This is a genomic window from Budvicia diplopodorum, assembly GCF_009800925.1.
GTDB classification, from domain to species: Bacteria; Pseudomonadota; Gammaproteobacteria; order Enterobacterales; family Enterobacteriaceae; genus Budvicia; species Budvicia diplopodorum.
Window position 1 is genome coordinate 21,778 of the sequence record NZ_WOYF01000014.1, and the last position, 24,569, is coordinate 46,346.

Consider the following 24,569-nt stretch of genomic DNA (forward strand, 5'->3'; position numbering starts at 1 on the left):
TATGCGGCATTTTTTATTGATGACAAAGTGGTTTAATTTGATTTCAGCGCAAGTTTCGTCCGCAAAAATAATATCGAAATATTATCTTTTTCTAGCGGCCGAGGGGCGGTGTTTCTGAACGTATCGAACTCCAAGCCAAATAAGCACGGCCCCTCGGCCGCCAGAGAATGTCCATATTCCGGTGCGATCAATGCGGACGAAACCTACGTTAAAATCAAATTACGTCATCAGTAGTATCTAAAAGATACTTAAACCGGGCGCACGCCCAACGTATGGCAAATCGCATAGCTCAGCTCAGCGCGGTTCAGCGTATAGAAGTGGAAGTCTTTCACCCCTTCACGGGACAGGATCTTCACCATGTCCATGGCAATAGATGCGCCCACAAACTTACGGGTTTCAGCATCATCATCAAGGCCAGAGAACATCTGAGTCATCCACTGTGGAACCCGTACGTTGGTCATGGTCGCAAAGCGCTGTAGCTGCTTAAAGTTAGACACCGGCAAAATGCCCGGCACAATCTCAACGTCAATACCGGTAGCAACGCAGCGATCTCTAAAACGTAAATAGCTTTCAACGTCAAAGAAAAACTGAGTAATGGCGCGACTAGCACCGGCATCGATCTTCTTTTTCAGGTTAATTAAGTCTGCCTGAGCGCTTTTGGCTTCAGGATGAACCTCAGGATAGGCCGCGACAGAAATATCAAAGTCACCGATGCTTTTTAGCAAACGAACCAGATCTTCTGCATACATTTCAGGCTTACCGCTGCCGGGTGGTAAATCACCGCGCAGTGCAACAATATGGCGGATACCGCTGTTCCAGTAGTCCTGCGCTATTTCCCGCAGCTGGCCGGGGTTAGCATCAATACAGGTCAAATGGGGCGCTGCATCTAAGCCGGTTTTATCTTTAATGCCTTTAATGATGCTATGAGTTCTGTCGCGCTCTCCTGAATTGGCTCCGTAGGTGACAGAAACAAATTTTGGCTTCAGCTTTTTTAAACGATCGATAGACTGCCAGAGTGTCTGCTCCATTTCAGCGGTGCTCGGTGGAAAAAACTCAAAAGACACGTTAATTTGGCCGCTGATTTCTGCCAGACTTTGGTTCAGCGCTTCACGTTGGTTAGCGTGGAAAAAGCTCATATCCTGTCACCCTATTTTTTACTCATCACCCGACATTTTCATTATACATCCATACGTACGGATGTTTAGACGTCTAAACAAGATGACTTAAGTCGCCCAATCTGTCAACACCAAAATAAATAATAAGAAAGAATACCTGATTAACGATACAAGACCGGCAGGAAAAATACGCCAATAAAAACGCCTGAGTCAGTCAGGAACTCAGGCGTCAACCACAACATAAAATTATTAATTACAGCAACTTAGCTAGCCGATTGAGGTCAGACTGTATTGCACCGGCGGTAACATCTCTGCCAGCACCCGGCCCGCGGATAATCAGAGGGTTATCGCGATACCAGCGGCTTTCAATAGCGAACAGATTATCGCACGGCAGCAAAGACGCTAGCGGATGATCGTCGCGCACCGCTTCAACGCCAACTCTGGATTTACCGTTAGCATCAAAACGCGCCACATAGCGCAACACAAGCCCCATTTCACGGGCCGCCTCTAAACGTTCCAGCATCTGGTTATTCAGCGCCTGAGCATTTTCGAAAAAGTTATCGACCGAGCCATTATTGGCACTTTCCGCCACTAATGACTCTACGCGCACCTGATCCGGCTCAATGTCATAACCCGCTTCACGGGCGAGGATCACCAGCTTGCGCATAACGTCTTGGCCGGAAAGGTCAACCCGAGGGTCAGGCTCCGTAAGCCCCTGTTGCCAAGCCTGTTCAACTAGCTCAGAGAACGGAACGCTACCGTCAAACTGCAGGAATAACCATGACAAGGTGCCAGAGAAAATACCGCTCAGGGATAAAATGGTATCTCCGCTATCGCGTAAATCCCGCACCGTATAGTTAATCGGCAACCCCGCACCAACCGTGGCGTTATACAGCCAGTGGCGGCCCGTTTTAGCAAACGCATCCCGGATCTGGCGATATTCATTGCCCGATGAAGCGCCGGCGAGTTTGTTGGCGCTAATCACGTGGAAGCCATAGCTGGCGAAATCCAGATACTGACCGGCCAGCTCTTCGCTGGCGGTGATATCTAAAATCACTAAATCATCAAACGGATGTTCACGCATCCAGCTGACCAGCGATGCAGGCTCAAAAGGTTGAGACTCATCATCAAAAAAGCCCAAAACCCGGCTGGCATCCAACCCCTGATAGTTCAGCCAACACCGGCTGCTGTCTACTACGCCAGCCAGAATAAATTCAAAGCCGGTCCGGGCTGAAATGTTTTTCTGCTCACGAGCAAACAGCTCTAGCCAGCGGGATCCAATATTGCCTTTGCCGCATAGCACCAGACCAATGCATTTTTCAGCCCTGAACAGGCTTTGGTGCAATCCCTGAACCAGATGTTCAGTTGGCCCTAAACGCAGCACGGCCACCAGACTGATGTCGTCTTCAGCATGCCAGATAAACTCAACCGGCTGGTCTTTCAGCTGCTGATAAAAACGGTGACTATGAAGCGGATTCCTACACACGCCAGCCCCGACTAACGCTACCAGCGCTAAACCCTCCCGCAGCTGTAGCCGACCGGGAAGACGGGCGTCATCCAGAATCTGCAATATGCTATTAACCACTTCAGAGGTATAACACAGCTGAAGCAGGTTACGATCGGGGTGGACGCCGGTTGCCAGAGGCTTAACCTGCACCCGGTTTAAAATCTTCTCAACGTCTTTCTGGATTTGAACAAAATCATGCTGAACCGAAACGTGCAGCTCAATCAGACAAACGTCATCGTGGCTGGTAACAATTTTAGCTCCGGTTCCGGAAGCAAGTACGCGCTCAATGCGGGTCGAACCCTGCTCCGGCTGGTAGCTACAGCGTAGTTGAAGGTCGATATCACTGCCGGATACTGGCTGTAAGGTACGGGCATGCAGTACCGGAGCGGCCAAACGCGCAAGCTCACTGGCTTCGTCCAATCGCAACAGCGGCAGCAGGCAGGCATCGCTGACTTTACGCGGATCGGCGCTATACACCCCGGCCACATCACTCCAGATAGTCACCCGGGTTACGCCGGCCAGCGCACCGACCTGAGTCGCCGAATAGTCACTGCCGTTACGGCCAAGCAGCACCGTTTCGCCAATATCATTGCGGGAGATAAAGCCGGTCACCACCAGCCGCTTATTGGGATTCTGGGCCAGTAACTGCTGAAGCAGCGGATAAGATCGCCCCTCATCGACCTGCGGCTGAGCCGAGCGCTCGGCGCGTAAAAAATTACGAGCGTCGAGCCATTCGGCTTCCATTCCCTGATTATTTAACAGGGCAGACATTAACCGGGCAGACCAGATTTCACCATGGCCTACGACTTCAGCGTATACCGCGTCGCTCATCGGGCCATCGAGCAACCCGGCCAAATATTCAAGGTCAGCAATAAATTGCTGAATCAAAGGGGCAGCTTGCTGGGCCTGCAATAGGCCATTAATCAGTTCACTCTGATAGCGACGCAGCTCTTGCTGAACCTGATGGGCAGCAATCCGATCGCTTTGGCTTAGCTGGAGCCAGCGGATAAGCTGATTAGTGGTGCTTCCCGCCGCGGAAACCACCATGATGTCCCCAGCCCGACTGTATTCCGCCATAATCCCTGCGACGCGCAGATAGCACTTGCTGTCTGCCAGACTACTTCCGCCAAATTTATGCAACTGACGGCTTGCAGGAAGCCCGGAGGCCCCTAATGTGCTCATACTTACCTCTTAAGCGGACGCCCTGAAAGCCTGTTCCAGATCGGCAATTAAATCGTCACAGTCTTCAATACCAACAGAAATTCGCAATAGACTGTCTGAGATACCGGCAGCCTCACGCGCTTCGGCGGCCATCCCGGCATGGGTCATGGTTGCCGCATGAGAAATTAAACTTTCGACTCCGCCCAACGATTCAGCCAGAGTAAATAAATTCAGCGCTGACAGAAACCGCCGCATCGTCTGCTCATCACCGCCGAGTTCGAAACTGAGCATCGCACCAAAGCCAGCTTGCTGCTTACGGGCAATCTCATGCCCTTGGTTATCAGGCAACGATGGATGATACAATTTTTTCACCTGAGGCTGCTGTTGTAAATACGCAACTACCGCATCGGCGTTAATCTGTTGCTGCTTTATTCTCGGAGCCAAAGTACGTAGGCCTCGCAATAGCAAATAGCTATCGAACGCGGCGGCCGTTACGCCAATATTATTGGCCCACCACGCCATCTCAATGCCCAGCGTTTCGTCTTTAGTAATCACCACGCCGGCAACAACGTCAGAATGACCGTTTAAATATTTAGTACAGGAGTGAACCACGATGTCAGCACCCAGCGTAATTGGCTGCTGCAATATCGGACTTAAGAAGGTGTTATCCACTACCGCCAGCGCACCGGCCTGATGGGCTGCATGACAAATTTTTTCAATATCCACCACCCGTAGCAACGGGTTGCTCGGAGATTCCACTAAAACCATCTTTGGCTTTTGAGCCATGGCATCGGCCAAGGCTTTTTCATCATCCTGATCGACAAACAGCACGCGGTAAGCACCGCGACGGCCTAAACTGTCAAATAAACGGTAGCTACCGCCGTAGCAGTCGTGAGGAGCAACGAGTAAGTCGCCCGGCTTGAGTAATACGGTGCACACCAGATGAATAGCCGACATGCCGCTGCTGGTCAAGACGGCACGGCTTCCGCCCTCAAGCTCGGCCAGCGCTGCCTGCGCCACATCACGAGTCGGATTGCCTCTGCGTGAATAGTCATGGGCTCTGGGCTGATTAAAATCTGCGAAATTATAAGTACTGGAAAGATGGATCGGGGGAACGACGCAGCCATACTGCTCGTCTGAATTAAGTCCACCCCGAACTGCGATTGTTGCCAATTTACGCTTCACCAGAGTCACCTCAATATAAAGGAAGTTACCGAATAGGCTGACTAAGATAATACTTAATCACAATAGACGTCAATACTTCTAGACATCTAAACCTCTTGACGTGTAGATTGAGGAAATTATAGATATCCGTTAAAATTGTAGTGTTATACTTATTCAATGCACTTCTGAGGCTTTAAACTCATAAGTGGGTAAAGTTAGTCCGTAATAGGCTAACTTTAAAATTTCAGCTTTTAACTAATGTAAGGTGCCCCATGGCTGAGTGGAACGGTGAATATGTCAGCCCCTATGCTGAACATGGCAAAAAGAGCGAACAGGTTAAGAAAATTACAGTATCTATTCCGTTAAAAGTACTGAAAATTTTAACTGATGAGCGTACCCGCCGTCAGATTAATAACCTACGACACGCCACCAATAGTGAACTGCTTTGCGAAGCGTTTCTTCACGCATTTACCGGCCAGCCGCTGCCAAACGATGAAGACCTAAGAAAAGAGCGCAGCGACGAAATACCTGAAGCGGCTAAAATTCTGATGCGTGAAATGGGTATTAATCCCGATAGCTGGGAATATTAAAGCGTATTTCAGGCAGTTGGCATCAGGCTATTTTATAACGATCACAGGGCGGCGTTTTTAGTTCAAACGGTAAATTTTAAAAATGCCGTTTTAGATGGGTAAGTTCAGATACAAAAAAGGCGCCTCAGGCGCCTTTTTTCAAGCTCAGCAAAATTACTTAGCGCTGCCAACAATGTTGAAACGCTTGTTGAAGCGGTCTACACGGCCACCGGTAGCAACATCACGCTGTTTACCAGTATAGAACGGGTGACATTCGCCACATACGTCCAGATTCAGATCGCGACCCACGGTAGATTGAGTTTTGATTACGTTGCCGCATGAACAAGTTGCAGTAACTTCTTTGTATTCTGGGTGAATACCTTTTTTCATGATAGACCTCTCTTAAGTCGCGTCGCTATTCGGTCACTATTGCCGAACACCACGCGAACGAATTATATAAATAATATTGGTGAGATATGTTTTGACTCACATACATGAACCAAAGGAGGCGCATTATACAGAGTTGATATTATCAGCGCAAGATAAGCAGTTAACTCAGCTTATGGTATGCTTCTCAGCTCGCATCTTTATTATTTACTTTTGCCGGATCTGGATTGCCATAATGACCGTCGCTAGCATTGTTTTACCCGTTCCTTTGGATCGCTCTTTTGACTATCTCTTACCTGAAGGTGAGGTCGCCACCGTTGGCGCCAGAGTCAGCGTGCCCTTCGGCAACCGGGAAGCGATCGGCATTGTTATTGGCGTTAGCGAACACAGTGAACTGCCGCTATCACAGCTAAAACCAATCAACCACCTGATTGATAACCAGTCCCTGTTTCCACCTACGATGTGGAAAACCTTAATCTGGGCCTCTGACTATTATCAATTCCCGCTGGGCGAAGTCCTTTTTCATGCCCTACCCGTTCTGCTTCGTCAGGGAAAACCGGCAGAAGAGCAGCCGATCTGGCAATGGGCCATCACTGAGTCCGGAAAAACCACTGAGCTGGCATCGCTAAAACGAGCACCGAAACAGCAACAGGCTTTAGCGGCGCTGCTCAAAGCCAATATTTATCGCCATCAGATTAGCGAATTGGAACTGAATGAAGCGGCATTTCAGGCTCTGCGGGCTAAAGAACTGGCGGAACTACAGGCGATTCATCCTACTTCCATTGCGTGGCAAACTCATTTTTCGATTAACGGTGAACGGCTCAAGCTCAATACCGAACAGGCAACGGCCATTGGTGCCGTACGCAGCGACGATAAACAATTCGGCGTCTGGCTACTGGAAGGGATTACCGGATCGGGAAAAACCGAAGTTTATCTTAGCGTTTTAGAAAACGTGCTATCTGAAGGCCGACAGGCATTGGTTTTGGTACCGGAAATCGGCCTAACTCCGCAGACGATTGCCCGTTTTAAAGAACGATTCAATGCGCCGGTTGACGTGGTTCATTCTGGACTGAATGACAGTGAACGCCTGGCAGTATGGCTACGGGCTCGCAGCGGAGAAACCGCGATTGTTATCGGAACCCGTTCTGCGCTATTCACACCGTTTAAACATCTGGGCATCATCGTTATCGATGAAGAACACGACAGTTCTTATAAACAGCAGGAAGGATGGCGCTACCACGCGCGGGATCTGGCAATTATCCATGCCCGGCAAGAGAATATTCCAATTGTTCTTGGGTCCGCTACCCCGGCAATTGAAAGCCTGTATAACGCGCAAACCGGTAAATATCACCATTTGCGGCTAACCATTCGCGCCGGACATGCTAAACCGGCAGTACAACATATTTTAGATCTCAAAGGCCTGCCGCTCAAAGCCGGGCTGGCACCGCCGCTGCTAAAAAGAATGCAGGATCACCTACGGGCTAACAATCAGGTTATCCTGTTCCTTAACCGCCGCGGATACGCGCCAACGCTACTGTGCCATGAATGCGGCTGGATCGCCGAATGCTCCCGCTGCGAGCGTTATTACACGCTCCACCAGCATCAGCGTATGCTGCGATGCCACCACTGTGACAGCCAGCGGCCAATTCCGTATCAATGCCCAAAATGTGGCTCAACCCATTTGGTACCGGTCGGCGTAGGAACCGAACAGTTGGAGAGTGAACTGACCAAACATTTTCCTGACACGCCGATTACCCGGGTCGATCGGGATACCACCAGCAGGAAAGGTGCGCTGGAACAGCACTTATCCGATATTCATCAGGGCGGCGCGCGCATTCTTATCGGCACTCAGATGCTGGCAAAAGGCCACCACTTTCCCGACGTTACCTTAGTCGGGCTGATTGATGTCGACGGCGCGCTGTTTTCGGCAGATTTTCGCGCAGCGGAACGCTTTGCCCAGCTTTATACTCAAGTATCGGGACGGGCCGGACGCGCGGGCAAGCGGGGAGAAGTGCTATTACAAACTCACCATCCTGAGCACCCCTTACTGCAAACGTTGCTACATCACGGCTATGAGGCGTTTGCTAAAGAAGCGTTGCAAGAGCGTAAAAGCGTATTTCTTCCACCTTTTACTTACCACGCCATATTTCGTTCAGAAGACCATGACAATCAGCAGGCCCCATTATTCTTGCAAGAACTACGTAAGCTGTTGGAAGCTCATCAGGTTAATGATAACAATCTTTGGGTATTAGGCCCGGTTCCGGCACTACAGGCCAAACGCAGCGGTCGATTCCGCTGGCAACTACTGATTCAGCACTCATCAAGAGGGCGGCTGCAACAGGTTTTGCATACGCTACGCTCACAGATCGCGACGTTACCACAGGCTAAAAAAGTGAAGTGGATGCTCGATGTTGATCCTATAGAGGGATAAAAACCTATTGTTTGCGAACCAGCTCTAAAAACTAGGTTTACATCGTACTATTCGTCTAAAGAATAGAATAAAACTGTGAACTGTTAACAACAGGTCCTTGGTATTTATTCAATATTTTACTGAAAAATAGAATGACGATAAAAATGATTATTTTTCAGATACGGTTGAAATGACATTACGGCTATATACCCTAAATAATTCGAGTTGCCAAAACGCGGCTTGAAATATAACGCATATAAACGAGACCAACCGGAATAAATAAAAGGAGTGAACCATAAGCCAGCCCCCGCCAGCCATCAGGCCTAAGCGTCGACGGGAAGGAGCCTTACATTGGCACAGAATAATACGAATATGCAGGTAACTATGAAAGACGTTGCCAATTTGGCGGGCGTTTCAACAGCAACCGTTTGCCGCGCATTAATAGAGCCAGACAAGGTCGCAAATAGGACCCGTAATAAAATAGAACGGGCAATAATACAAACCGGATATATTTCCCCCCAGATACAGGCCAAAAGCCATAACCAGCACGAGTCTAAAATATTACTGGCGATGGCATTAGATATTACTGACCCTTTTTTTACTGATGTGATTGAAGGGATTAGAGAAACAGCGGCGGCTCACGGGTATATCGTTCTTTTTCTCGATAGTCGCCACCAGCCCATTGAAGCCATCTCCCTGTCTGCGATTATGCGACAAATCAACGGTGTGATCCTATTAGGTGCAAACATTCCTTTTAATCTAAACGAGCAAGAACCTCATCCGTTTCCCCCGATGGTAATGGCGAATGAATATTTGCCCGAGCTGAAATTGCCCACCGTCCATATTGATAACATGACCGCCGCGTTCAATGCGGTCCACTATCTACAACGCATTGGTCACAATCGCATCGCCTGTATATCCGGTCCGGAACATTTACACCTCAGCCACTACCGCCAGCAGGGCTACATTCAAGCCCTGCATCGAGGTGGCATTGCCATAGAAAAGAGCTATATTATTTCAGGGCCGCTTAGCTTTGAAGCAGGCGCAGCATCGCTGTCTCAATTAATGTCACTGCCTCAACCGCCAAGCGCTATTTTTTGCCACAGTGATATTATTGCCATCGGAGCCATTCATCAGGCCAAGAAATCAGGCATAAAAATTCCTGAAGATCTCTCTATTATTGGCTTTGATGATATTGCTCTGGCACAATATGTCGATCCACCGTTAACCACGGTGGCGCAGCCCCGCTATAAAATTGGCCAAAAGGCAGTTTTGCTACTGCTTGAACAGCTGTACAGAAATAGTGTAAAAAGTGGTTCCATACTGCTTGATAGTGAACTCATTATTCGTGAGAGCACCGCTAAACCTCATGATTAGGTTTAATGCGGCTCTCTTTTAATTTATTTTTAGAAATATACGTAGCGAAGTCATAGTGGCACAACGAGATTATGTAAGCCGTAGCCGTTCAGGGACGCAGAAAAAAAATAGCCGGAAGAAAAAAGGCTCATCAGGCAGCGCCTCTAAGCTGATGATCGTACTTGCTGCCACCGTATTGGTTGTGTTCGCAGCCGGTCTCTATTTTATCACTCAGCATAAGCCCGACGTTTCACCGGAAACAACCGGTCACCAAAAGAAGCCGGGTAACGGCTTACCGCCAATACCAGAAGAACGCTGGACCTACATCAAAGAGCTGGAAAACCGGCAGGTCACTAATTCAGAGAATACCGGAACTAAAACGCCGAACATCAACCCACAGGCTGATTTAACGCCGGAACAGCGCCAGTTCTTAGAGCAAATGCAGGCAGATATGCGCCAGCAGCCAACTCAGCTAACCGATGTTCCGTCCAATGCCACTTCTCGCGATGGCGGAACGAAGCCAGCGGCAGTGCAACAACCGGCACAAACGCAAACGCAGGTCACTACACCACCTCCGCCACCTCCGCCGCCACCGCCAGCAAAAAAAGCCGAACCAACCGCGCCACCTCCACCGGTAACGCCGCCAGCAACACAAACGGCAGCACAGGCACAAAACCAGCGCTGGACCATTCAGTGCGGTTCATTTAAAACTACGGAGCAGGCAGAGTCCGTCAAAGTCAGTCTAGCTTTCGCCGGTTTTGAGAGCCGTATATCCCCTAGCGGTGGCTGGAACCGTGTCGTTCTGGGTCCGTATAATAATAAAGAGAACGCAGACAAAACTTTACAACGAATCAAAGGCGCAGGCATTGGCAACTGTATTCCCGTTGCCGCTGGAAAATAAAAAATAGTCATTTTATTAAGTTAGATAATCACTACGGTTACTTTACGTAGCCGTAGAACTATCGGTCATCCCTTCCTCACAGAGATGTTTCACCCGCAAGGGTTGAAAACCGATTATTCCTTCCCCATCTATAGATGCAATAAGCCTTACCGCATTTATAAAGGCATCTTTTATCAGCTAACGAGGGTATGCACGTGACAACAATTGTAAGCGTTCGTCGGAATGGTCATGTGGTAATTGGTGGTGATGGCCAAGTCACACTGGGCAACACCGTAATGAAAGGTAACGCCCGTAAAGTCCGTCGCCTGTATAACGATAAAGTGATTGCCGGTTTTGCTGGCGGTACCGCAGATGCCTTTACGCTGTTTGAACTATTCGAACGCAAGCTAGAAATGCATCAGGGGCACTTGGTCAAAGCTGCGGTAGAGCTCGCCAAAGACTGGCGTACCGATCGCATGCTTCGCAAGCTGGAAGCCTTATTGGCCGTCGCGGATGAAAATGCCTCATTAATCATTACCGGCAACGGTGACGTGATCCAGCCAGAAAACGATCTGATCGCCATTGGATCGGGCGGCCCCTATGCTCAGTCATCGGCCAGAGCCTTGCTTGAAAATACCGATTTAAGCGCTCGTGATATCGTCGAGAAGTCACTCTCTATTGCCGGTGATATCTGTATTTATACCAACCGATTCCAAACCATCGAAGAGCTAACGGCTAAACAATAAGGACCGAAACGATGTCTGAAATGACTCCTCGCGAAATTGTCAATGAACTTGATAGCTATATCATCGGTCAGAACAAAGCCAAACGTGCCGTTGCCATCGCCTTACGTAATCGCTGGCGCCGGATGCAGCTTGATGAAATGCTGCGCCATGAAGTTACGCCTAAAAACATTCTAATGATCGGCCCAACCGGCGTCGGTAAAACCGAAATAGCCCGTCGTCTGGCTAAGCTGGCAAACGCTCCGTTCATTAAAGTTGAAGCGACAAAATTCACCGAAGTAGGCTATGTCGGTAAAGAAGTTGATTCTATTATTCGTGATTTAACCGATGCCTCAATCAAAATGGTGCGTCAACAGTCGGTTGAAAAAATGCGCTTTCGAGCAGAAGAGCTAGCGGAAGATCGTATTCTTGACGTTCTGATCCCTCCAGCCCGTGACAACTGGGGCCAGTCTGAAGGCAGCTCTGATAGTTCAGCCGCCCGCCAAGCGTTTCGTAAGAAACTACGCGAAGGCCAGCTGGATGACAAAGAGATCGAAATCGAATTAGCTTCAGTGCCAATGGGCATTGAAATTATGGCGCCTCCGGGCATGGAAGAGATGACTAACCAGCTTCAGTCTATGTTCCAAAATATGGGCGGACAAAAGCAGAAGCCGCGCAAGATGAAAATTAAAGACGCGTTCAAGCTGCTGATTGAAGAAGAAGCCGCCAAGCTGGTGAATCCTGAAGAGCTTAAACAACAGGCTATTGACGCCGTTGAACAGCATGGCATCGTATTTATCGATGAAATCGATAAAATCTGTAAGCGCGGTGAAACCTCCGGGCCAGACGTTTCCCGCGAAGGCGTGCAGCGCGATTTGCTGCCTTTAGTCGAAGGCTGTACGGTATCGACTAAACACGGCATGGTCAAAACTGACCATATCCTGTTTATTGCCTCCGGTGCGTTCCAAACTGCCAGCCCGTCAGATTTAATTCCTGAGCTACAGGGCCGTTTACCCATTCGCGTTGAGCTACAGGCATTAACAACCGAAGACTTCGAAAGGATCCTGACTGAACCTAGCGCGTCTCTGACTGAACAATACAAGGCGCTGATGGCGACCGAAGGCGTAACAATCAACTTCTCAACCGACGGTATCCGCCGCATTGCAGAAGCCGCATGGCAGGTGAATGAGCGTACAGAGAACATCGGTGCCCGCCGCTTACATACCGTGCTAGAACGCCTGATGGAAGATATCTCTTACGATGCCAGCGAAAGCGCAGGCTCAAGCTTTGAGATTGACGCTGGCTACGTGCGCAGTCACTTAGATGAGCTGGTTGATGACGAAGATCTGAGTCGTTTTATTCTGTAACACATCTCTTATACTACTAGCACGGTATTTACGGGGAGCCTACGCTCCCCGTAAACTCGTATAGTGGTTTATATAACCGGCATTAGGCCTGTTTTATCCAAGAATCAAAGCAAACTCTCGTTAAATTTTTTTTTAATGTGCGTATAATTAGCGGTGTTTTTTTAATCACCAACTTGAATTGAACCTGAATAAAATTAAAAGTAAAACATGAGCCAAACTCACTCGACAAGCAAAACTACGGCCTGGATAGAAAGCTTACGCCCACGAACGCTACCGCTCGCGCTCGCGTCTATTATCACGGGCTCGGCATTAGCCGCATGGATGAACCATTTTCAGTTAGATATCGCCCTGATGGCGCTGCTCACGGCTGCCCTGCTGCAGATCTTATCTAATCTGGCGAATGACTACGGCGATGCAATTAAAGGCAGCGATACCGAAACCCGAATTGGCCCTAACCGCGGTATGCAAAAAGGGCTTATCAGCCGAACCCAAATGAAACGCGCGCTTATTTTGACGATCGTTTTGACCGTCGCTTCAGGCATTGGCCTGATCGCTATCGCCTGTAAAAAACCTGAAGATATTCTCGGTTTTCTGGCACTGGGGCTCATGGCCATTGTTGCATCGATTAGCTATACCGTAGGCCGTAAGCCTTACGGGTATATGGGCCTTGGCGATATTTCAGTACTTATTTTCTTTGGCTGGCTAAGCGTTGCCGGCACTTACTACCTTCAGGCAGGAGCCTTTGACAGCGTCGTCATGTTGCCCGCTACGGCCTGTGGCCTGTTGGCCACCGCGGTGTTGAATATCAATAACCTGCGGGATATCGACAGCGATCGCATGAACGGTAAAAACACGCTTGCGGTTCGTCTTGGGCCACTGTGGGGCCGTCGCTATCACTTTATGCTGCTGGCCGGTGCGCTGTTATGCCTGATTCTTTTTGCTCTGTTTGACCTACGCAGCTGGGTTGGCTGGCTATTTATTCTCGCCGTTCCACTACTTTATCGCCACGCGATGTACGTGTTGCATGAGCTAACCGCAGTCGCAATGCGCCCGATGCTAGAGCAAATGGTCAAAGGTGCTTTACTGACCAACCTGCTATTTGCCGTTGGCGTCATATTAAGTTAATCCGGGGCGAGGATGGCTTTGCCATCTTCACTGGGTTCGGGATATACTGAAAATTCCCAGCGATAAATAAACAGACAACGCAAACAGGCAACTATCTTATGAAATATGATACTTCCGAACTATGCGACATCTACCATGAAGAGATAAACGTTGTGGAGCCCCTGTTTTCTAACTTCGGCGGGCGTGCATCATTTGGTGGTCAAATTACCACGGTAAAATGCTTCGAAGACAACGGGTTACTTTACGATTTATTAGAAGAAAATGGTCAAGGCCGTATACTGGTAGTTGACGGCGGCGGTTCAGTACGCCGTGCGCTGATTGATGCTGAACTGGCACGTTTAGCCACTCAAAATCAATGGGAAGGTCTGGTTGTTTACGGTGCCGTCCGTCAGGTTGATGAATTAGAAGAGCTAGAGATCGGCATTCAGGCTCTGGCCTCTATTCCGGTTGGCGCTGATGCTCAAAGCATCGGAGAAAGTGATATCCGCGTTAACTTCGGCGGCGTAACCTTCTTCTCTGGCGATCACCTTTACGCTGACAATACCGGCATTATCCTGTCAGAAGAAGCGCTAGATTTAGAATAAATAGAATCGCCTTTCTTCAGCCATAAAAAACGCCGCTATTGCGGCGTTTTTTCGTTAACATGAATATACCCTAAGCAATGAGAGTGGCATCAAAGCTGCATTCAAGTATCACGGATATCAGTTAACGTCGTCCATTTTACCTAACAGTATGCGTAAACGCTCCTGCCAAAGCTGTTGCTCTTGCTTAAGCTGAGCGTTTTCATTAACTAATGACTCACGCCCGTTACCGGCAGTCTCAATTTCGCGAACTAAAGAATGATTCTTCTCTTTCAGTTCTTCAATTTCCATCTGCAACAGGGTAATAGTATCAATGGCCTGTTGGACCTTAGCTTCCAGTTTTTCAAATACTTCAAATGACATTATTTCGTCCTCTTATAGACATAGCCGCAAAGCGGAAAATCAAACATTTCTAACAACCGCTAGCGGTAAACGTACACATCCCGGTAGTGGAACGCTAAAATCATATAGACTGATTGTATTTACCTGATAGGACGCTGTCTAGCCATAGACTGATATAAAACCATAATGTTCAAAAATATTATTCGATTACACGGCTTAGCCCACGGTAAATTATTACACGACTATTTCTAATAGCAGATCTGACTAATCAGTATGTTACGCTAAAATAATGACGAATATCCCTCTCTCTCCCGAGTGAACAAGTGTTTCTAAATGCACAAAAGCTTGCGTCAGGTATCACTTTTCGAGCAAAATTTCAGAATTGTTTGACCGATAACACATAATTGTATTTTCGTTATTTTTCGATATAGCTCGATAACGCTAAAATCGCCAAAATACCTCTATTCTTTCAGTAGAGGAATAACGGGTAATCTTCGCTATTCGATTTACCCTCATTTCCTTCATTTTGCGGGACAACATTATGAGTCAAACGGCTAAGTCCTCTCTCAGGGGCCAATGTATTGCTGAGTTTCTTGGTACGGGTTTATTTCTCTTTTTGGGAATTGGATGCGTTGCTGCCCTGAAGGTCGCTGGGGCGAGCTTCGGACAATGGGAAATTAGTATTATCTGGGGTTTGGCGGTGGCGCTGGGCGTTTATCTGACCGCCGGCGTTTCCGGTGCTCATCTTAATCCGGCGGTCACTATCGCATTATGGCTATTTGCCTGCTTCGATCGCAAAAAAGTGATCCCGTATATCCTCGCTCAGATTGCTGGTGCGTTCTGCGGTGCGGCAATGGTGTATGCACTTTACTTCAGCCTGTTTCACGAAGTAGAAACCGCGCAGCATATCGTTAGAGGCAGCATAGATAGCCTGTCGCTCGCGGGCATCTTCTCGACCTATCCACATCCTGCAATTAACATCTTTCAGGCATTATGTGTAGAAATCGTGATTTCTGCCACTCTACTTGCTCTGATTCTGGCCTTGACTGACGATGGTAACGGCGTACCTCGCGGTTCATTAGGTCCATTACTGATTGGTATTTTAGTTGCCGTAATTGGCGCATCAATGGGGCCATTAACCGGATTCGCCATGAACCCGGCCCGTGATTTCGGACCAAAACTGTTTGCCTATTTTGCCGGCTGGGGCAACATAGCCATGACCGGTGGCCGTGATATTCCTTACTTTATCGTTCCAATTATTGGGCCAATTATCGGTGGCTGTTTCGGCGCATGGGGTTACCGCGTATTGATTGGCGGCAACCTGCCCTGTGACGCCTGCGCTATCGACGATAAAAAATAATGGTTTTTCTCACTACTTTTAAAATACGTCAACTCACGGAGTTACCGCTATGACGACTGAACAAAAATATATTGTAGCCCTCGATCAGGGAACGACCAGTTCGCGAGCAGTGATTTTAGATCACGATGCCAACATCATCGGCGTATCACAACGTGAATTTACTCAGATTTATCCTCATGCCGGATGGGTAGAACACGATCCGATGGAAATCTGGGCCACCCAGAGCGCCGTATTGGTTGAAGTGCTGGCTCAGACCGGCATCAGCTCTGATGAAGTTGCCGCTATCGGCATTACTAACCAGCGCGAAACCACCGTAGTTTGGGATAAAGCAACCGGTAAGCCTATTTATAATGCCATCGTATGGCAGTGCCGCAGAACGGCCAGTATTTGTGAGCAGTTGAAGAAAGCCGGTCTCGAAGAGTATATTCGTGAGAATACCGGGCTGGTTGTCGACCCGTACTTCTCCGGCACTAAAGTAAAATGGATTTTAGACCACGTAGAAGGCGCTCGTGAGCGCGCAAAACGCGGAGAACTGTTGTTCGGTACTATCGATACCTGGCTTATCTGGAACATGACTCAGGGCCGCTCTCACGTTACCGACTACACCAACGCCTCGCGCACTATGTTGTTCAACATTCGCACGCTGGAATGGGATGAGCGCATGCTAAAAGAGTTGGATATTCCGCGCGAAATGCTGCCTGAAGTTCGCCAGTCGTCAGAAATTTATGGCAAAACCAATATTGGCGGTAAAGGTGGAACCCGTATTCCAATTTCCGGTATTGCCGGTGACCAGCAGGCGGCCCTGTTCGGCCACTTATGCGTACAGCCGGGTATGGCGAAGAACACCTACGGAACCGGCTGCTTCTTACTGATGAACACCGGCAAAGAAGTGGTGAAATCTGAACACGGCCTGTTAACCACTATCGCCTGCGGCCCGAGGGGTGAAGTTAACTACGCGCTAGAAGGTGCAGTATTTATCGGTGGAGCGTCTATTCAGTGGCTGCGCGATGAACTGAAACTGTTCAACGACGCCACGGACTCCGAATACTTTGCCACTAAGGTTAAAGACAGCAACGGCGTGTACGTTGTTCCAGCCTTTACCGGCTTAGGCGCACCTTACTGGGACCCCTATGCCCGCGGCGCTATTCTCGGCCTGACCCGTGGCGTGAACTCAAACCACATCATTCGCGCAACGCTTGAGTCTATTGCTTACCAGACCCGCGACGTTCTGGACGCCATGCAGGCAGATTCAGGCACTCGCCTGAAGGCCCTGCGCGTAGACGGCGGTGCGGTATCGAATAACTTCTTGATGCAGTTCCAGTCAGACATTCTTGGCACCTCGGTAGAACGCCCTGCGGTTCGCGAAGTCACGGCATTAGGTGCCGCTTTCCTTGCCGGTTTAGCCGTCGGATTCTGGAGCGATCTAGACGAAGTGAAGAGCAAAGCCGACATTGAGCGGGTATTTAAGCCGGGTATTGAGACCACCGAGCGTAATTACCGTTATAAAGGCTGGCAGAAGGCCGTAGCCCGCGCTCAGGACTGGGAAGAGCACGACGCATAGCGTGAGCTCTTAATTAGACTGAGGGGCCCGCGTTGCGGGCCTTTTTTATTCTGTTCGATTCGGTTTTTACGTAAGCTTCATTCACATGGGATCAAGTGGAATATCATGATTTTCTAGCGGCCGAAAGACCGCGTTTCTAACCACAAATCGCCTGCCTTTATGGATAATCTAATTATCATCCCCTACAGTTGTGCGGGAATTATGGTAAAATCCTCGCCATTGTTTACCCTGCCTATAACCAGCATCAATCACTAACGGATCTAATACCTATATGAAACGTGAACTAGCGATCGAGTTTTCCCGAGTCACTGAAGCCGCCGCTTTAGCCGGATACAAATACTTAGGCCGTGGCGATAAAAATGCCGCCGACGGTGCCGCAGTAGAAGCAATGCGTATCGTACTGAATCAGGTCAATATCGACGGTGAAATTGTTATTGGTGAGGGTGAAATTGATGAAGCGCCAATGCTGTATATCGGTGAAAAGGTAGGAACCGGTGAAGGCAGTGCCGTTGATATTGCCGTTGATCCCATCGAAGGGACGCGTATGACCGCCATGGGCCAGCCAAACGCGCTGGCTGTGCTTGCGGTAGCCGAAAAAGGGGCGTTTCTGCATGCGCCTGATATGTATATGGAAAAGCTGGTTGTTGGCCCCGGCGCAAAAGATACCATCGATTTGAACCTGCCTCTGGCTGAAAACCTTAAGCGAGTCGCAATAAAGATGGGCAAACCACTGAGCACCTTAACCGTGATTACGCTGGCGAAACCGCGCCATGACGATGCAATAGCTGAAATGCAAAAGCTCGGCGTGCGGGTTTTCGCTATTCCTGACGGTGACGTAGCTGCCTCTATATTGACCTGCATGCCCGACAGCGAAGTCGACGTAATGTACGGCATCGGCGGTGCGCCGGAAGGGGTTATTTCGGCCGCGGTTATTCGCGCGCTGGACGGTGACATGCAGGCCCGTTTACTGGCTCGTCATCAGGTTAAAGGCGACAACGAAGAGAACCGCCGCATTGGTGAGCAAGAGCTAGCGCGCTGTAAGCAAATGGGCATCGAAGCAGGAAAAGTTCTGCTGCTGGGCGATATGGCCCGCAACGATAATGTTATTTTCTCTGCCACCGGCATTACTAAAGGCGATTTACTGGATGGCATTCAGCGCAAAGGCGACATGGCGACCACTGAAACGCTGTTGATTCGCGGTAAATCACGCACCATCCGCCGCATCCGCTCAATTCACTATCTCGACCGCAAAGGCGCGGCGCTGTGCGATATTTTGCTATAGCTTTTACGTTTAGGCAGGCGTACTGATTAAAGGGTCGCCCGTACTAATGACATAAAAAAGCCGGGGAGCTATTCATATCTCTCCGGCTTTTTTATTTCTTATATTCTATTCACTGACGCAGCGAAATATCAGACCCCGAACTCCTGCTGATAAGCCTTAATCGCCGCCAGTTGCTCGGCCATTTCCGGTTTTTCGGCCAAATATTCAATTAAGTCATCCAGCGTAATAATCGCAATCACCCTACATGCGTAGTCGCGCTGCACTTCCTGAATCGCCGACAGCTCACTGCGGCCGCGTTCCTGGCGGTCGAGGGAGATCAGCACGCCGCTCAGCGATGCCTGTTTCTGGCTAATAATGTCCATCGACTCACGAATCGCCGTACCGGCGGTAATCACATCGTCAACCAGCATCACCCGACCGGTTAACGGGCTACCAACCAGATTGCCACCTTCACCGTGGTCTTTGGTTTCTTTGCGGTTAAAGCAGTAAGGAATGTCGATATTATGATGTTCTGACAGTGCCACTGCGGTAGTCGTCGCAATCGGAATGCCTTTATACGCAGGCCCGAAAAGCAGATCAAATTCAATGCCTGAGTCAACCAGCGCTGCGGCGTAAAAACGCCCTAACAAAGCAAGATCTCGCCCGGTGTTAAAGAGGCCCGCATTGAAGAAGTATGGACTAACTCTGCCTGACTTCAGGTGAAATTCGCCGAACTTTAATACCTGTTTGCTAAGCGCAAACTCAATAAACTGCCGCTGGTAGGGTTTCATGAACGGACTCTCCTTAACGGTAAATACTCGATTATCTGAGCTAATTTCAAGTTAGTGACAAAGCAATTTAGTTTGATTTCAGAGTAAGTTTCGTCCGCATCAATAACGCTGGAATATGAACATTCACTGGCGACCGAGGAGCGGCGCTTCCGTCGCCTTCTGGATTATTGAGCCAGCGCTGCTTTTTGAGCCTCAATAATAGAATCAATTCCCACTCGGGCTAGATCCAACAGAACCAGTAACTCTTCATGGCTGAACGGTTCACCTTCTGCGGTGCCCTGCACTTCAATCATTCGGCCATCATCAGTCATGACCACGTTCATATCGGTTTCAGCCGCGGAGTCTTCAACATATTCCAGATCGCACAGCGCTTCACCGCCAACAATGCCTACGGAAACCGCTGCAACCATGCCCTTCATCGGATTTTTCTTTAACTTTCCGCTGGCCACTAATGCGTTTAATGCATCGGCCAGAGCCACACAGGCGCCGGTGATAGAGGCGGTGCGGGTGCCACCGTCGGCCTGTAATACGTCGCAGTCGAGGGTAATGGTGAATTCGCCTAATTGCTTAAGGTCTACCGCAGCGCGCAGTGAACGGGCAATCAGACGTTGAATTTCTAGGGTACGGCCCCCCTGCTTACCTTTCGCCGCTTCACGCGGGTTACGGGTGTGAGTAGAGCGCGGAAGCATGCCGTATTCGGCGGTGATCCAGCCTTGTCCCTGCCCCTTTAAAAAGCGTGGAACGCCTTCTTCAATGGTCGCGGTACATAATACTTTGGTTGCGCCAAACTCAACCAGAACGGAGCCTTCCGCATGTTTTGTGTAGCTGCGGGTCAGGGTAATCGGGCGTACTTGTTGAGCACTTCGGCCTTCTGGACGCATGCAATAATTCTCCGCTGGTTATTTTTAAGAAATGCGCTTATAGCCAAAGTAATTGGGTAACTTCAAGTACCAAGGGTATCGCGTTGTGCCGCGCATTATACTGACTTAGTCGCGTTATGCCTATCTCGGGTTGGCGGATGTTAACCGATTCGATGTAATCAGAGGAAAATAGAGAAGTACTGGCTGAGGGGAGACAATCGCTGATTGATGACTACCGGCCCGCAGGCCAGCAGTCAGTTTTTATTTAGCTATTTAGATGGAGTCGCAGCGTCAGCTGTCGCTACGGGCGCAGTTGAACTAGAAGGTTGTAAAATGACATATTTAAAAACAAACCGAGGGTACTTAGTCTGTAAGCTAGCTCGCGCATCCTGTGACGTCATTTTTCTAGCCAGAACTTGTTGTTTATACTGGTTTGCAGTAGCCATAATATTAATTGTCCCGTTACCGCGACTCACTTTAGTATCGGCACTAACCAGAGCGTTCATGCAGTCTACATAGGCAACATAAGCATCAGGAGCCTGATTCATTGCATCACACGAATTATGATAGTCCTTCAAAATTGACGTTTTAGATGAACATCCCGCCATTAACAACGCAGCCAAAACCAGAAGAGAAATCTTTTTCATCAGTAATCCTTTGTACCAAAAAAAACATAAAAAAATTTTATTTTATAATTAGTTAACATCAAAATTCACAACATCAAAAACAGCGTTTTTGTTTGCGGAAGTCATCATTACCCATCGAGATAAAACTCGCAATTAGTTCGACGCTTTTCGCTGAAAATAACTCAGATAAATAAATCACAATATGATGAATCAATCAGTGATAGCCTGTTACGTGATTGGTAGATTTGTCGCTCAAAGGTATAATCCTTTTTTCTCTGATAACGGGTACCCGATTATGATCCGCAGTATGACAGCTTATGCACGCCATGAAATTAAAGGCGAATGGGGTAGCGCAGCGTGGGAACTTCGTTCCGTAAACCAGCGTTATTTAGAAACTTACATCCGCCTGCCTGAGCAATTTCGTAGTCTGGAGCCCGTTATACGTGAACGTATCCGTACGCGTTTAACCCGCGGTAAAATCGAATGTAACCTGCGTTTTGATCTCGATCCGTCAATGCAAACCGACCTGATGCTGAATAAGGAGCTGGCTATTCAGCTGGTTCAGGCCGCTAACTGGGTAAAAATGCAAAGCGACGAAGGCGAAATCAATCCGGTTGAAATCTTGCGTTGGCCGGGGGTTATGTCGGCAAAAAGCCAAGATTTAGACGTAATCAGCACCGAGCTGATGGCCTCGCTGGAAGTTGCTCTAGATGACTTCATCACCGCCCGTGAACGTGAAGGCTCAGCGCTGAAAGAGCTGATCGAACAGCGTTTAGAAGGCGTAAGCGCCGAAGTGATTAAAGTCCGCGCCCGTATGCCGGAAGTTCTGGTGTGGCAACGTGAAAGGCTGATGAGCAAGCTGGAAGACGCGCAGGTTCAGCTAGACAACAACCGCCTTGAACAAGAACTGGTGATGCTGGCCCAGCGCATTGACGTAGCCGAAGAGTTGGATCGCCTAGAAGCCCACGTGAAAGAGACTTACGTTATTCTGAAAAAGCAGGAAGCCGTCGGCCGTCGGTTAGACTTTATGATGCAGGAATTTAACCGCGAATCGAATACGCTGGCGTCGAAGTCGATTAATTCCGAGATTACCACCTCGGCGATTGAGCTGAAGGTGCTGATTGAGCAGATGCGGGAACAGATTCAGAATATTGAGTAGCTTCACATAGCGCTTCACTCAATTGTATTGAACCAGAATGCCAGCTGATTAGCTGGCTTTTTTAATGCTGTAGGGTTCTATTTAATTTCAGCAAATCGCAATGAATCCAATAAACCAAAAACAAAAAGCCCGCATCTCTACAGACTTTTTATCATTGATAATTCATTGAGAATGATGAAATCCAGCGCGCTTCTAAAGGTTTCTTCTCCCGGTAAACAGGCTGATAATAAACACGATAATCCCGACAACAAACACTATCTTAGCCGCTGTAGCAGCTGTACCTGCCAACGCGCCGAAACCTAATGCGGCAGCAATCAGAGCGACGACCAGAAAAATAATTCCCCAACGAAACATAACAAACCCCTTACTTTATTTAGAAAGTTGAGATTGATTTGGCTAACCAGCTGTTATTTCTAAGCCAATCGTCTGACGCAAAAAATATCTATCGATTACTATGGATATGTAAGTGGATACCACATGGGTAATTATAGTTCATCAGCAGAAACGTGATGAAAAAATCAAATAGCCAGACTAACCATCTGAAAATATAAAAATAATTTATAATTTGAGTGTGATGAATGGGTAGGCTAAGGGTCATCTGCGGCAATAAGAAGACGAGATCAATTCGGTTGAAAGTTACGGCATCATCCCACAGCAAAATCAATATGGAGTGGCAACATTATCGTCCCTTGTCATTCTCTGTAATTGTATATGTTTAAAATTCTCGTTTTTATGTACACGTGTTTGAAATATGTCGATGCGCTAAACATATCTCCCAAACTCTAGATAAAAACATGGCAGCCAAAATCCCCCAGATTGAATTTGAATAAAAATCCTAAATAATCAATTTAATATGCAAAACTCTCAACTATCACTGTCACAAACCGTCACAATTATGCTAATAATCTAGGGCAATTATAAAACTGCCACTCGCCTCACCGGGTGGCTGACTATTTTAACGTCTGGGTAGTTTTTGAAATCATGGAGAACGTATGCAGTATCTTTCATTAGCAGTAGGTTTAGGGTTGGGTCTGACCGGTTTAAGCGCGCAGGCAGCAACCGAGTACACCGGCGATAAAGTTCAAGGCATTCAGGTTATTTCTAAGCTCGACGTTTCCGATTTAGCGGTAGGCCAGCATCGTTTTATGGTTGAAACCGTAGAAACCGGAACCGGGCAGCGTTGGTATGTACCCGTCATGGTGGCGAAAGGCGCTGCGGATGGCAAAAAAGTACTGCTACAGGCTGGCGTTCACGGTGATGAACTCAACGGCGTACGGGTTGTTCAGCAAGTGATGGCGCAGCTTAAGCCAGCCAAAATGAAAGGTACGGTCATTGGCGTAATCGGCCCTAACCGTTCAGGTATCGAGCGCGTTTCCCGTACTTGGGCGATCTCCACCAGCGGCGGCGAATACGTTGACTACAACCGCGTTCAGCCGGGCAAAGAGTTTGGTACTGCCCCGCAGCGTCAGGCCTGGCTGATGTGGAATAATGTGTATAAAGGCAACGTCGATGTGGCGATTGATTACCACACCCAGTCAACCGGCGCGGCTTACCCGCTGTTTATTTATGCTGACTACCGTAATCCGGAAGTTCCGACTATCGCCGAGCTGTTCCCGGCCGACCAAATTAAGAAAGACCCCGGTGAGCCTGGCTCTGTAGAGACCACCTTCATTGAAAGCGGCATTCCGGCCATTACCGTAGAAGTCGGTACACCTCGCCTCTATGAGAACGACATGATTACCCGCGGTATTCGTGGCGCACAAAACGTGTTGATTCACTATAAAGTCATTGATGGCAAAATTGAGGATACGGCCCAGTCGAGAAAAACCTATATCGGCAACGAAATGACCTCTATCGGCGCAAAAACCGGTGGATTTGCCGAAATACTGGTAAAAATCGGTGATGACGTGAAAAAAGGGCAGAAAGTTGCTATTCAGCGTAATGCCTTTGGCGATGTGGTTGCGGAATACACCAGCGATAAAGACGGCAAAGTACTGTCGATTGGCACAGACGTAACGCGTGAACCACGCGCTCTATTGGTACGGTTACTGAGCATTAATCCAGCAGAAAGCTGTAACAAAGGCTGCTAATTTTAGAAAGCCCGTCTTAGTGTAAACGGCCCAACGTTATGGGGTTCAGTTCATTAGCACGGGCTTTAATCACTCCTTCTTCCCCAAGCTCTCTGGCTCAGAAAATACCGATATAGTTGGTTCACACAAAATTCACAATGAAATAATAGAATTAGCCATTATCAAGCGGTGGCCA

22 protein-coding genes are annotated in these 24,569 nt (G+C 48.5%); 13 read left to right on the forward strand and 9 right to left on the reverse strand.

Features of this window, described 5'->3' with window-relative positions; genetic code table 11:
• Positions 1-248: 248 nt before the first annotated feature.
• The 3 genes from metF to metB form a co-directional block, all read right to left on the reverse strand.
• The gene (metF, locus tag GVI43_RS12375; protein ID WP_159567171.1) at positions 249-1,136 is read right to left on the reverse strand and encodes a methylenetetrahydrofolate reductase; all 888 of its coding nucleotides are present in this window, start codon (positions 1,134-1,136) and stop codon (positions 249-251) included.
• A 232-nt stretch (positions 1,137-1,368) separates the two neighbouring features.
• On the reverse strand, positions 1,369-3,804 hold the full coding sequence (locus GVI43_RS12380) for a bifunctional aspartate kinase/homoserine dehydrogenase II (protein ID WP_159567172.1): 2,436 nt from the start codon (positions 3,802-3,804) through the stop codon (positions 1,369-1,371).
• 9 nt (positions 3,805-3,813) lie between these two features.
• The gene (gene metB / locus GVI43_RS12385) at positions 3,814-4,968 is read right to left on the reverse strand and encodes a cystathionine gamma-synthase (RefSeq protein ID WP_159567173.1); all 1,155 of its coding nucleotides are present in this window, start codon (positions 4,966-4,968) and stop codon (positions 3,814-3,816) included.
• A gap of 251 nt (positions 4,969-5,219) precedes the next feature.
• Between metB and metJ the strand changes: the two genes are divergently transcribed.
• Positions 5,220-5,537, forward strand: coding sequence for a met regulon transcriptional regulator MetJ (gene metJ, locus GVI43_RS12390; protein WP_159567174.1), 318 nt, complete (start codon positions 5,220-5,222; stop codon positions 5,535-5,537).
• 153 nt (positions 5,538-5,690) lie between these two features.
• Here the strand turns inward: metJ and rpmE are convergent, their stop codons facing one another.
• Positions 5,691-5,906 (reverse strand): 50S ribosomal protein L31, encoded by a 216-nt coding sequence (rpmE, locus tag GVI43_RS12395; RefSeq protein ID WP_159567175.1) that lies wholly within the window; start codon positions 5,904-5,906, stop codon positions 5,691-5,693.
• A gap of 232 nt (positions 5,907-6,138) precedes the next feature.
• Here rpmE and priA point away from each other — a divergent pair, with 232 nt between their 5' ends.
• The 7 genes from priA (at position 6,139) to rraA (ending at position 14,347) form a co-directional block, all read left to right on the forward strand.
• A complete protein-coding gene (gene priA, locus GVI43_RS12400; protein ID WP_159567176.1) occupies positions 6,139-8,334 on the forward strand; it encodes a primosomal protein N' in 2,196 nt (731 codons plus the stop codon).
• A 330-nt stretch (positions 8,335-8,664) separates the two neighbouring features.
• Entirely contained in the window at positions 8,665-9,690 is a 1,026-nt protein-coding gene (gene cytR, locus GVI43_RS12405) for a DNA-binding transcriptional regulator CytR (RefSeq protein ID WP_281351009.1), read from the forward strand.
• Positions 9,691-9,745: 55 nt separating this feature from the next.
• Complete coding sequence (ftsN, locus tag GVI43_RS12410; RefSeq protein ID WP_159567177.1) at positions 9,746-10,570, forward strand: cell division protein FtsN; 825 nt, start codon at positions 9,746-9,748, stop codon at positions 10,568-10,570.
• Positions 10,571-10,764: 194 nt separating this feature from the next.
• On the forward strand, positions 10,765-11,295 hold the full coding sequence (hslV, locus tag GVI43_RS12415) for an ATP-dependent protease subunit HslV (protein WP_159567178.1): 531 nt from the start codon (positions 10,765-10,767) through the stop codon (positions 11,293-11,295).
• An 11-nt stretch (positions 11,296-11,306) separates the two neighbouring features.
• The gene (hslU, locus tag GVI43_RS12420; RefSeq protein ID WP_159567179.1) at positions 11,307-12,638 is read left to right on the forward strand and encodes an ATP-dependent protease ATPase subunit HslU; all 1,332 of its coding nucleotides are present in this window, start codon (positions 11,307-11,309) and stop codon (positions 12,636-12,638) included.
• A gap of 207 nt (positions 12,639-12,845) precedes the next feature.
• The gene (locus GVI43_RS12425; RefSeq protein WP_159567180.1) at positions 12,846-13,763 is read left to right on the forward strand and encodes a 1,4-dihydroxy-2-naphthoate polyprenyltransferase; all 918 of its coding nucleotides are present in this window, start codon (positions 12,846-12,848) and stop codon (positions 13,761-13,763) included.
• A 98-nt stretch (positions 13,764-13,861) separates the two neighbouring features.
• The gene (gene rraA / locus GVI43_RS12430; RefSeq protein WP_159567181.1) at positions 13,862-14,347 is read left to right on the forward strand and encodes a ribonuclease E activity regulator RraA; all 486 of its coding nucleotides are present in this window, start codon (positions 13,862-13,864) and stop codon (positions 14,345-14,347) included.
• Positions 14,348-14,464: 117 nt separating this feature from the next.
• Here the strand turns inward: rraA and zapB are convergent, their stop codons facing one another.
• Complete coding sequence (gene zapB / locus GVI43_RS12435; protein WP_159567182.1) at positions 14,465-14,707, reverse strand: cell division protein ZapB; 243 nt, start codon at positions 14,705-14,707, stop codon at positions 14,465-14,467.
• A 520-nt stretch (positions 14,708-15,227) separates the two neighbouring features.
• Between zapB and GVI43_RS12440 the strand changes: the two genes are divergently transcribed.
• From GVI43_RS12440 to glpX, 3 genes are all read left to right on the forward strand, one after another.
• Positions 15,228-16,046, forward strand: a complete 819-nt coding sequence (locus GVI43_RS12440; protein WP_159567183.1) for an MIP/aquaporin family protein — start codon at positions 15,228-15,230, stop codon at positions 16,044-16,046.
• Positions 16,047-16,095: 49 nt separating this feature from the next.
• A complete protein-coding gene (gene glpK / locus GVI43_RS12445) occupies positions 16,096-17,607 on the forward strand; it encodes a glycerol kinase GlpK (RefSeq protein ID WP_159567184.1) in 1,512 nt (503 codons plus the stop codon).
• A 271-nt stretch (positions 17,608-17,878) separates the two neighbouring features.
• Positions 17,879-18,889 carry a class II fructose-bisphosphatase gene (gene glpX / locus GVI43_RS12450; protein ID WP_159567185.1) on the forward strand — a complete coding sequence of 337 codons (1,011 nt, stop codon included), beginning with the start codon at positions 17,879-17,881 and terminating at the stop codon, positions 18,887-18,889.
• 128 nt (positions 18,890-19,017) lie between these two features.
• Here glpX and pyrE read toward each other — a convergent pair whose 3' ends face one another.
• From pyrE to GVI43_RS12465, 3 genes are all read right to left on the reverse strand, one after another.
• On the reverse strand, positions 19,018-19,659 hold the full coding sequence (pyrE, locus tag GVI43_RS12455) for an orotate phosphoribosyltransferase (protein ID WP_159567186.1): 642 nt from the start codon (positions 19,657-19,659) through the stop codon (positions 19,018-19,020).
• 164 nt (positions 19,660-19,823) lie between these two features.
• Positions 19,824-20,540: a ribonuclease PH gene (gene rph / locus GVI43_RS12460; protein ID WP_159567187.1), complete on the reverse strand. Its 717-nt coding sequence runs from the start codon at positions 20,538-20,540 to the stop codon at positions 19,824-19,826.
• Between the two features lie 248 nt (positions 20,541-20,788).
• Complete coding sequence (locus tag GVI43_RS12465; protein WP_159567188.1) at positions 20,789-21,166, reverse strand: hypothetical protein; 378 nt, start codon at positions 21,164-21,166, stop codon at positions 20,789-20,791.
• 274 nt (positions 21,167-21,440) lie between these two features.
• Here GVI43_RS12465 and GVI43_RS12470 point away from each other — a divergent pair, with 274 nt between their 5' ends.
• Positions 21,441-22,304 carry a YicC/YloC family endoribonuclease gene (locus tag GVI43_RS12470; RefSeq protein WP_159567189.1) on the forward strand — a complete coding sequence of 288 codons (864 nt, stop codon included), beginning with the start codon at positions 21,441-21,443 and terminating at the stop codon, positions 22,302-22,304.
• Positions 22,305-22,496: 192 nt separating this feature from the next.
• Here the strand turns inward: GVI43_RS12470 and GVI43_RS12475 are convergent, their stop codons facing one another.
• Positions 22,497-22,658 (reverse strand): DUF1328 family protein, encoded by a 162-nt coding sequence (locus GVI43_RS12475; RefSeq protein WP_159567190.1) that lies wholly within the window; start codon positions 22,656-22,658, stop codon positions 22,497-22,499.
• Positions 22,659-23,296: 638 nt separating this feature from the next.
• Here GVI43_RS12475 and GVI43_RS12480 point away from each other — a divergent pair.
• The gene (locus tag GVI43_RS12480; protein ID WP_159567191.1) at positions 23,297-24,394 is read left to right on the forward strand and encodes a M14 family metallopeptidase; all 1,098 of its coding nucleotides are present in this window, start codon (positions 23,297-23,299) and stop codon (positions 24,392-24,394) included.
• Positions 24,395-24,569: the final 175 nt, after the last annotated feature.

Coding starts and splice junctions, on each gene's coding strand:
- metF (WP_159567171.1), bottom strand. CDS start 1,136: ATGAGCTTTTTCCACGCTAACCAACGTGAAGCGCTGAACCAAAGTCTG.
- GVI43_RS12380 (WP_159567172.1), bottom strand. CDS start 3,804: ATGAGCACATTAGGGGCCTCCGGGCTTCCTGCAAGCCGTCAGTTGCAT.
- metJ (WP_159567174.1), top strand. CDS start 5,220: ATGGCTGAGTGGAACGGTGAATATGTCAGCCCCTATGCTGAACATGGC.
- rpmE (WP_159567175.1), bottom strand. CDS start 5,906: ATGAAAAAAGGTATTCACCCAGAATACAAAGAAGTTACTGCAACTTGT.
- priA (WP_159567176.1), top strand. CDS start 6,139: ATGACCGTCGCTAGCATTGTTTTACCCGTTCCTTTGGATCGCTCTTTT.
- hslU (WP_159567179.1), top strand. CDS start 11,307: ATGTCTGAAATGACTCCTCGCGAAATTGTCAATGAACTTGATAGCTAT.
- GVI43_RS12425 (WP_159567180.1), top strand. CDS start 12,846: ATGAGCCAAACTCACTCGACAAGCAAAACTACGGCCTGGATAGAAAGC.
- rraA (WP_159567181.1), top strand. CDS start 13,862: ATGAAATATGATACTTCCGAACTATGCGACATCTACCATGAAGAGATA.
- zapB (WP_159567182.1), bottom strand. CDS start 14,707: ATGTCATTTGAAGTATTTGAAAAACTGGAAGCTAAGGTCCAACAGGCC.
- GVI43_RS12440 (WP_159567183.1), top strand. CDS start 15,228: ATGAGTCAAACGGCTAAGTCCTCTCTCAGGGGCCAATGTATTGCTGAG.
- glpK (WP_159567184.1), top strand. CDS start 16,096: ATGACGACTGAACAAAAATATATTGTAGCCCTCGATCAGGGAACGACC.
- glpX (WP_159567185.1), top strand. CDS start 17,879: ATGAAACGTGAACTAGCGATCGAGTTTTCCCGAGTCACTGAAGCCGCC.
- pyrE (WP_159567186.1), bottom strand. CDS start 19,659: ATGAAACCCTACCAGCGGCAGTTTATTGAGTTTGCGCTTAGCAAACAG.
- rph (WP_159567187.1), bottom strand. CDS start 20,540: ATGCGTCCAGAAGGCCGAAGTGCTCAACAAGTACGCCCGATTACCCTG.
- GVI43_RS12465 (WP_159567188.1), bottom strand. CDS start 21,166: ATGAAAAAGATTTCTCTTCTGGTTTTGGCTGCGTTGTTAATGGCGGGA.
- GVI43_RS12470 (WP_159567189.1), top strand. CDS start 21,441: ATGATCCGCAGTATGACAGCTTATGCACGCCATGAAATTAAAGGCGAA.
- GVI43_RS12475 (WP_159567190.1), bottom strand. CDS start 22,658: ATGTTTCGTTGGGGAATTATTTTTCTGGTCGTCGCTCTGATTGCTGCC.
- GVI43_RS12480 (WP_159567191.1), top strand. CDS start 23,297: ATGCAGTATCTTTCATTAGCAGTAGGTTTAGGGTTGGGTCTGACCGGT.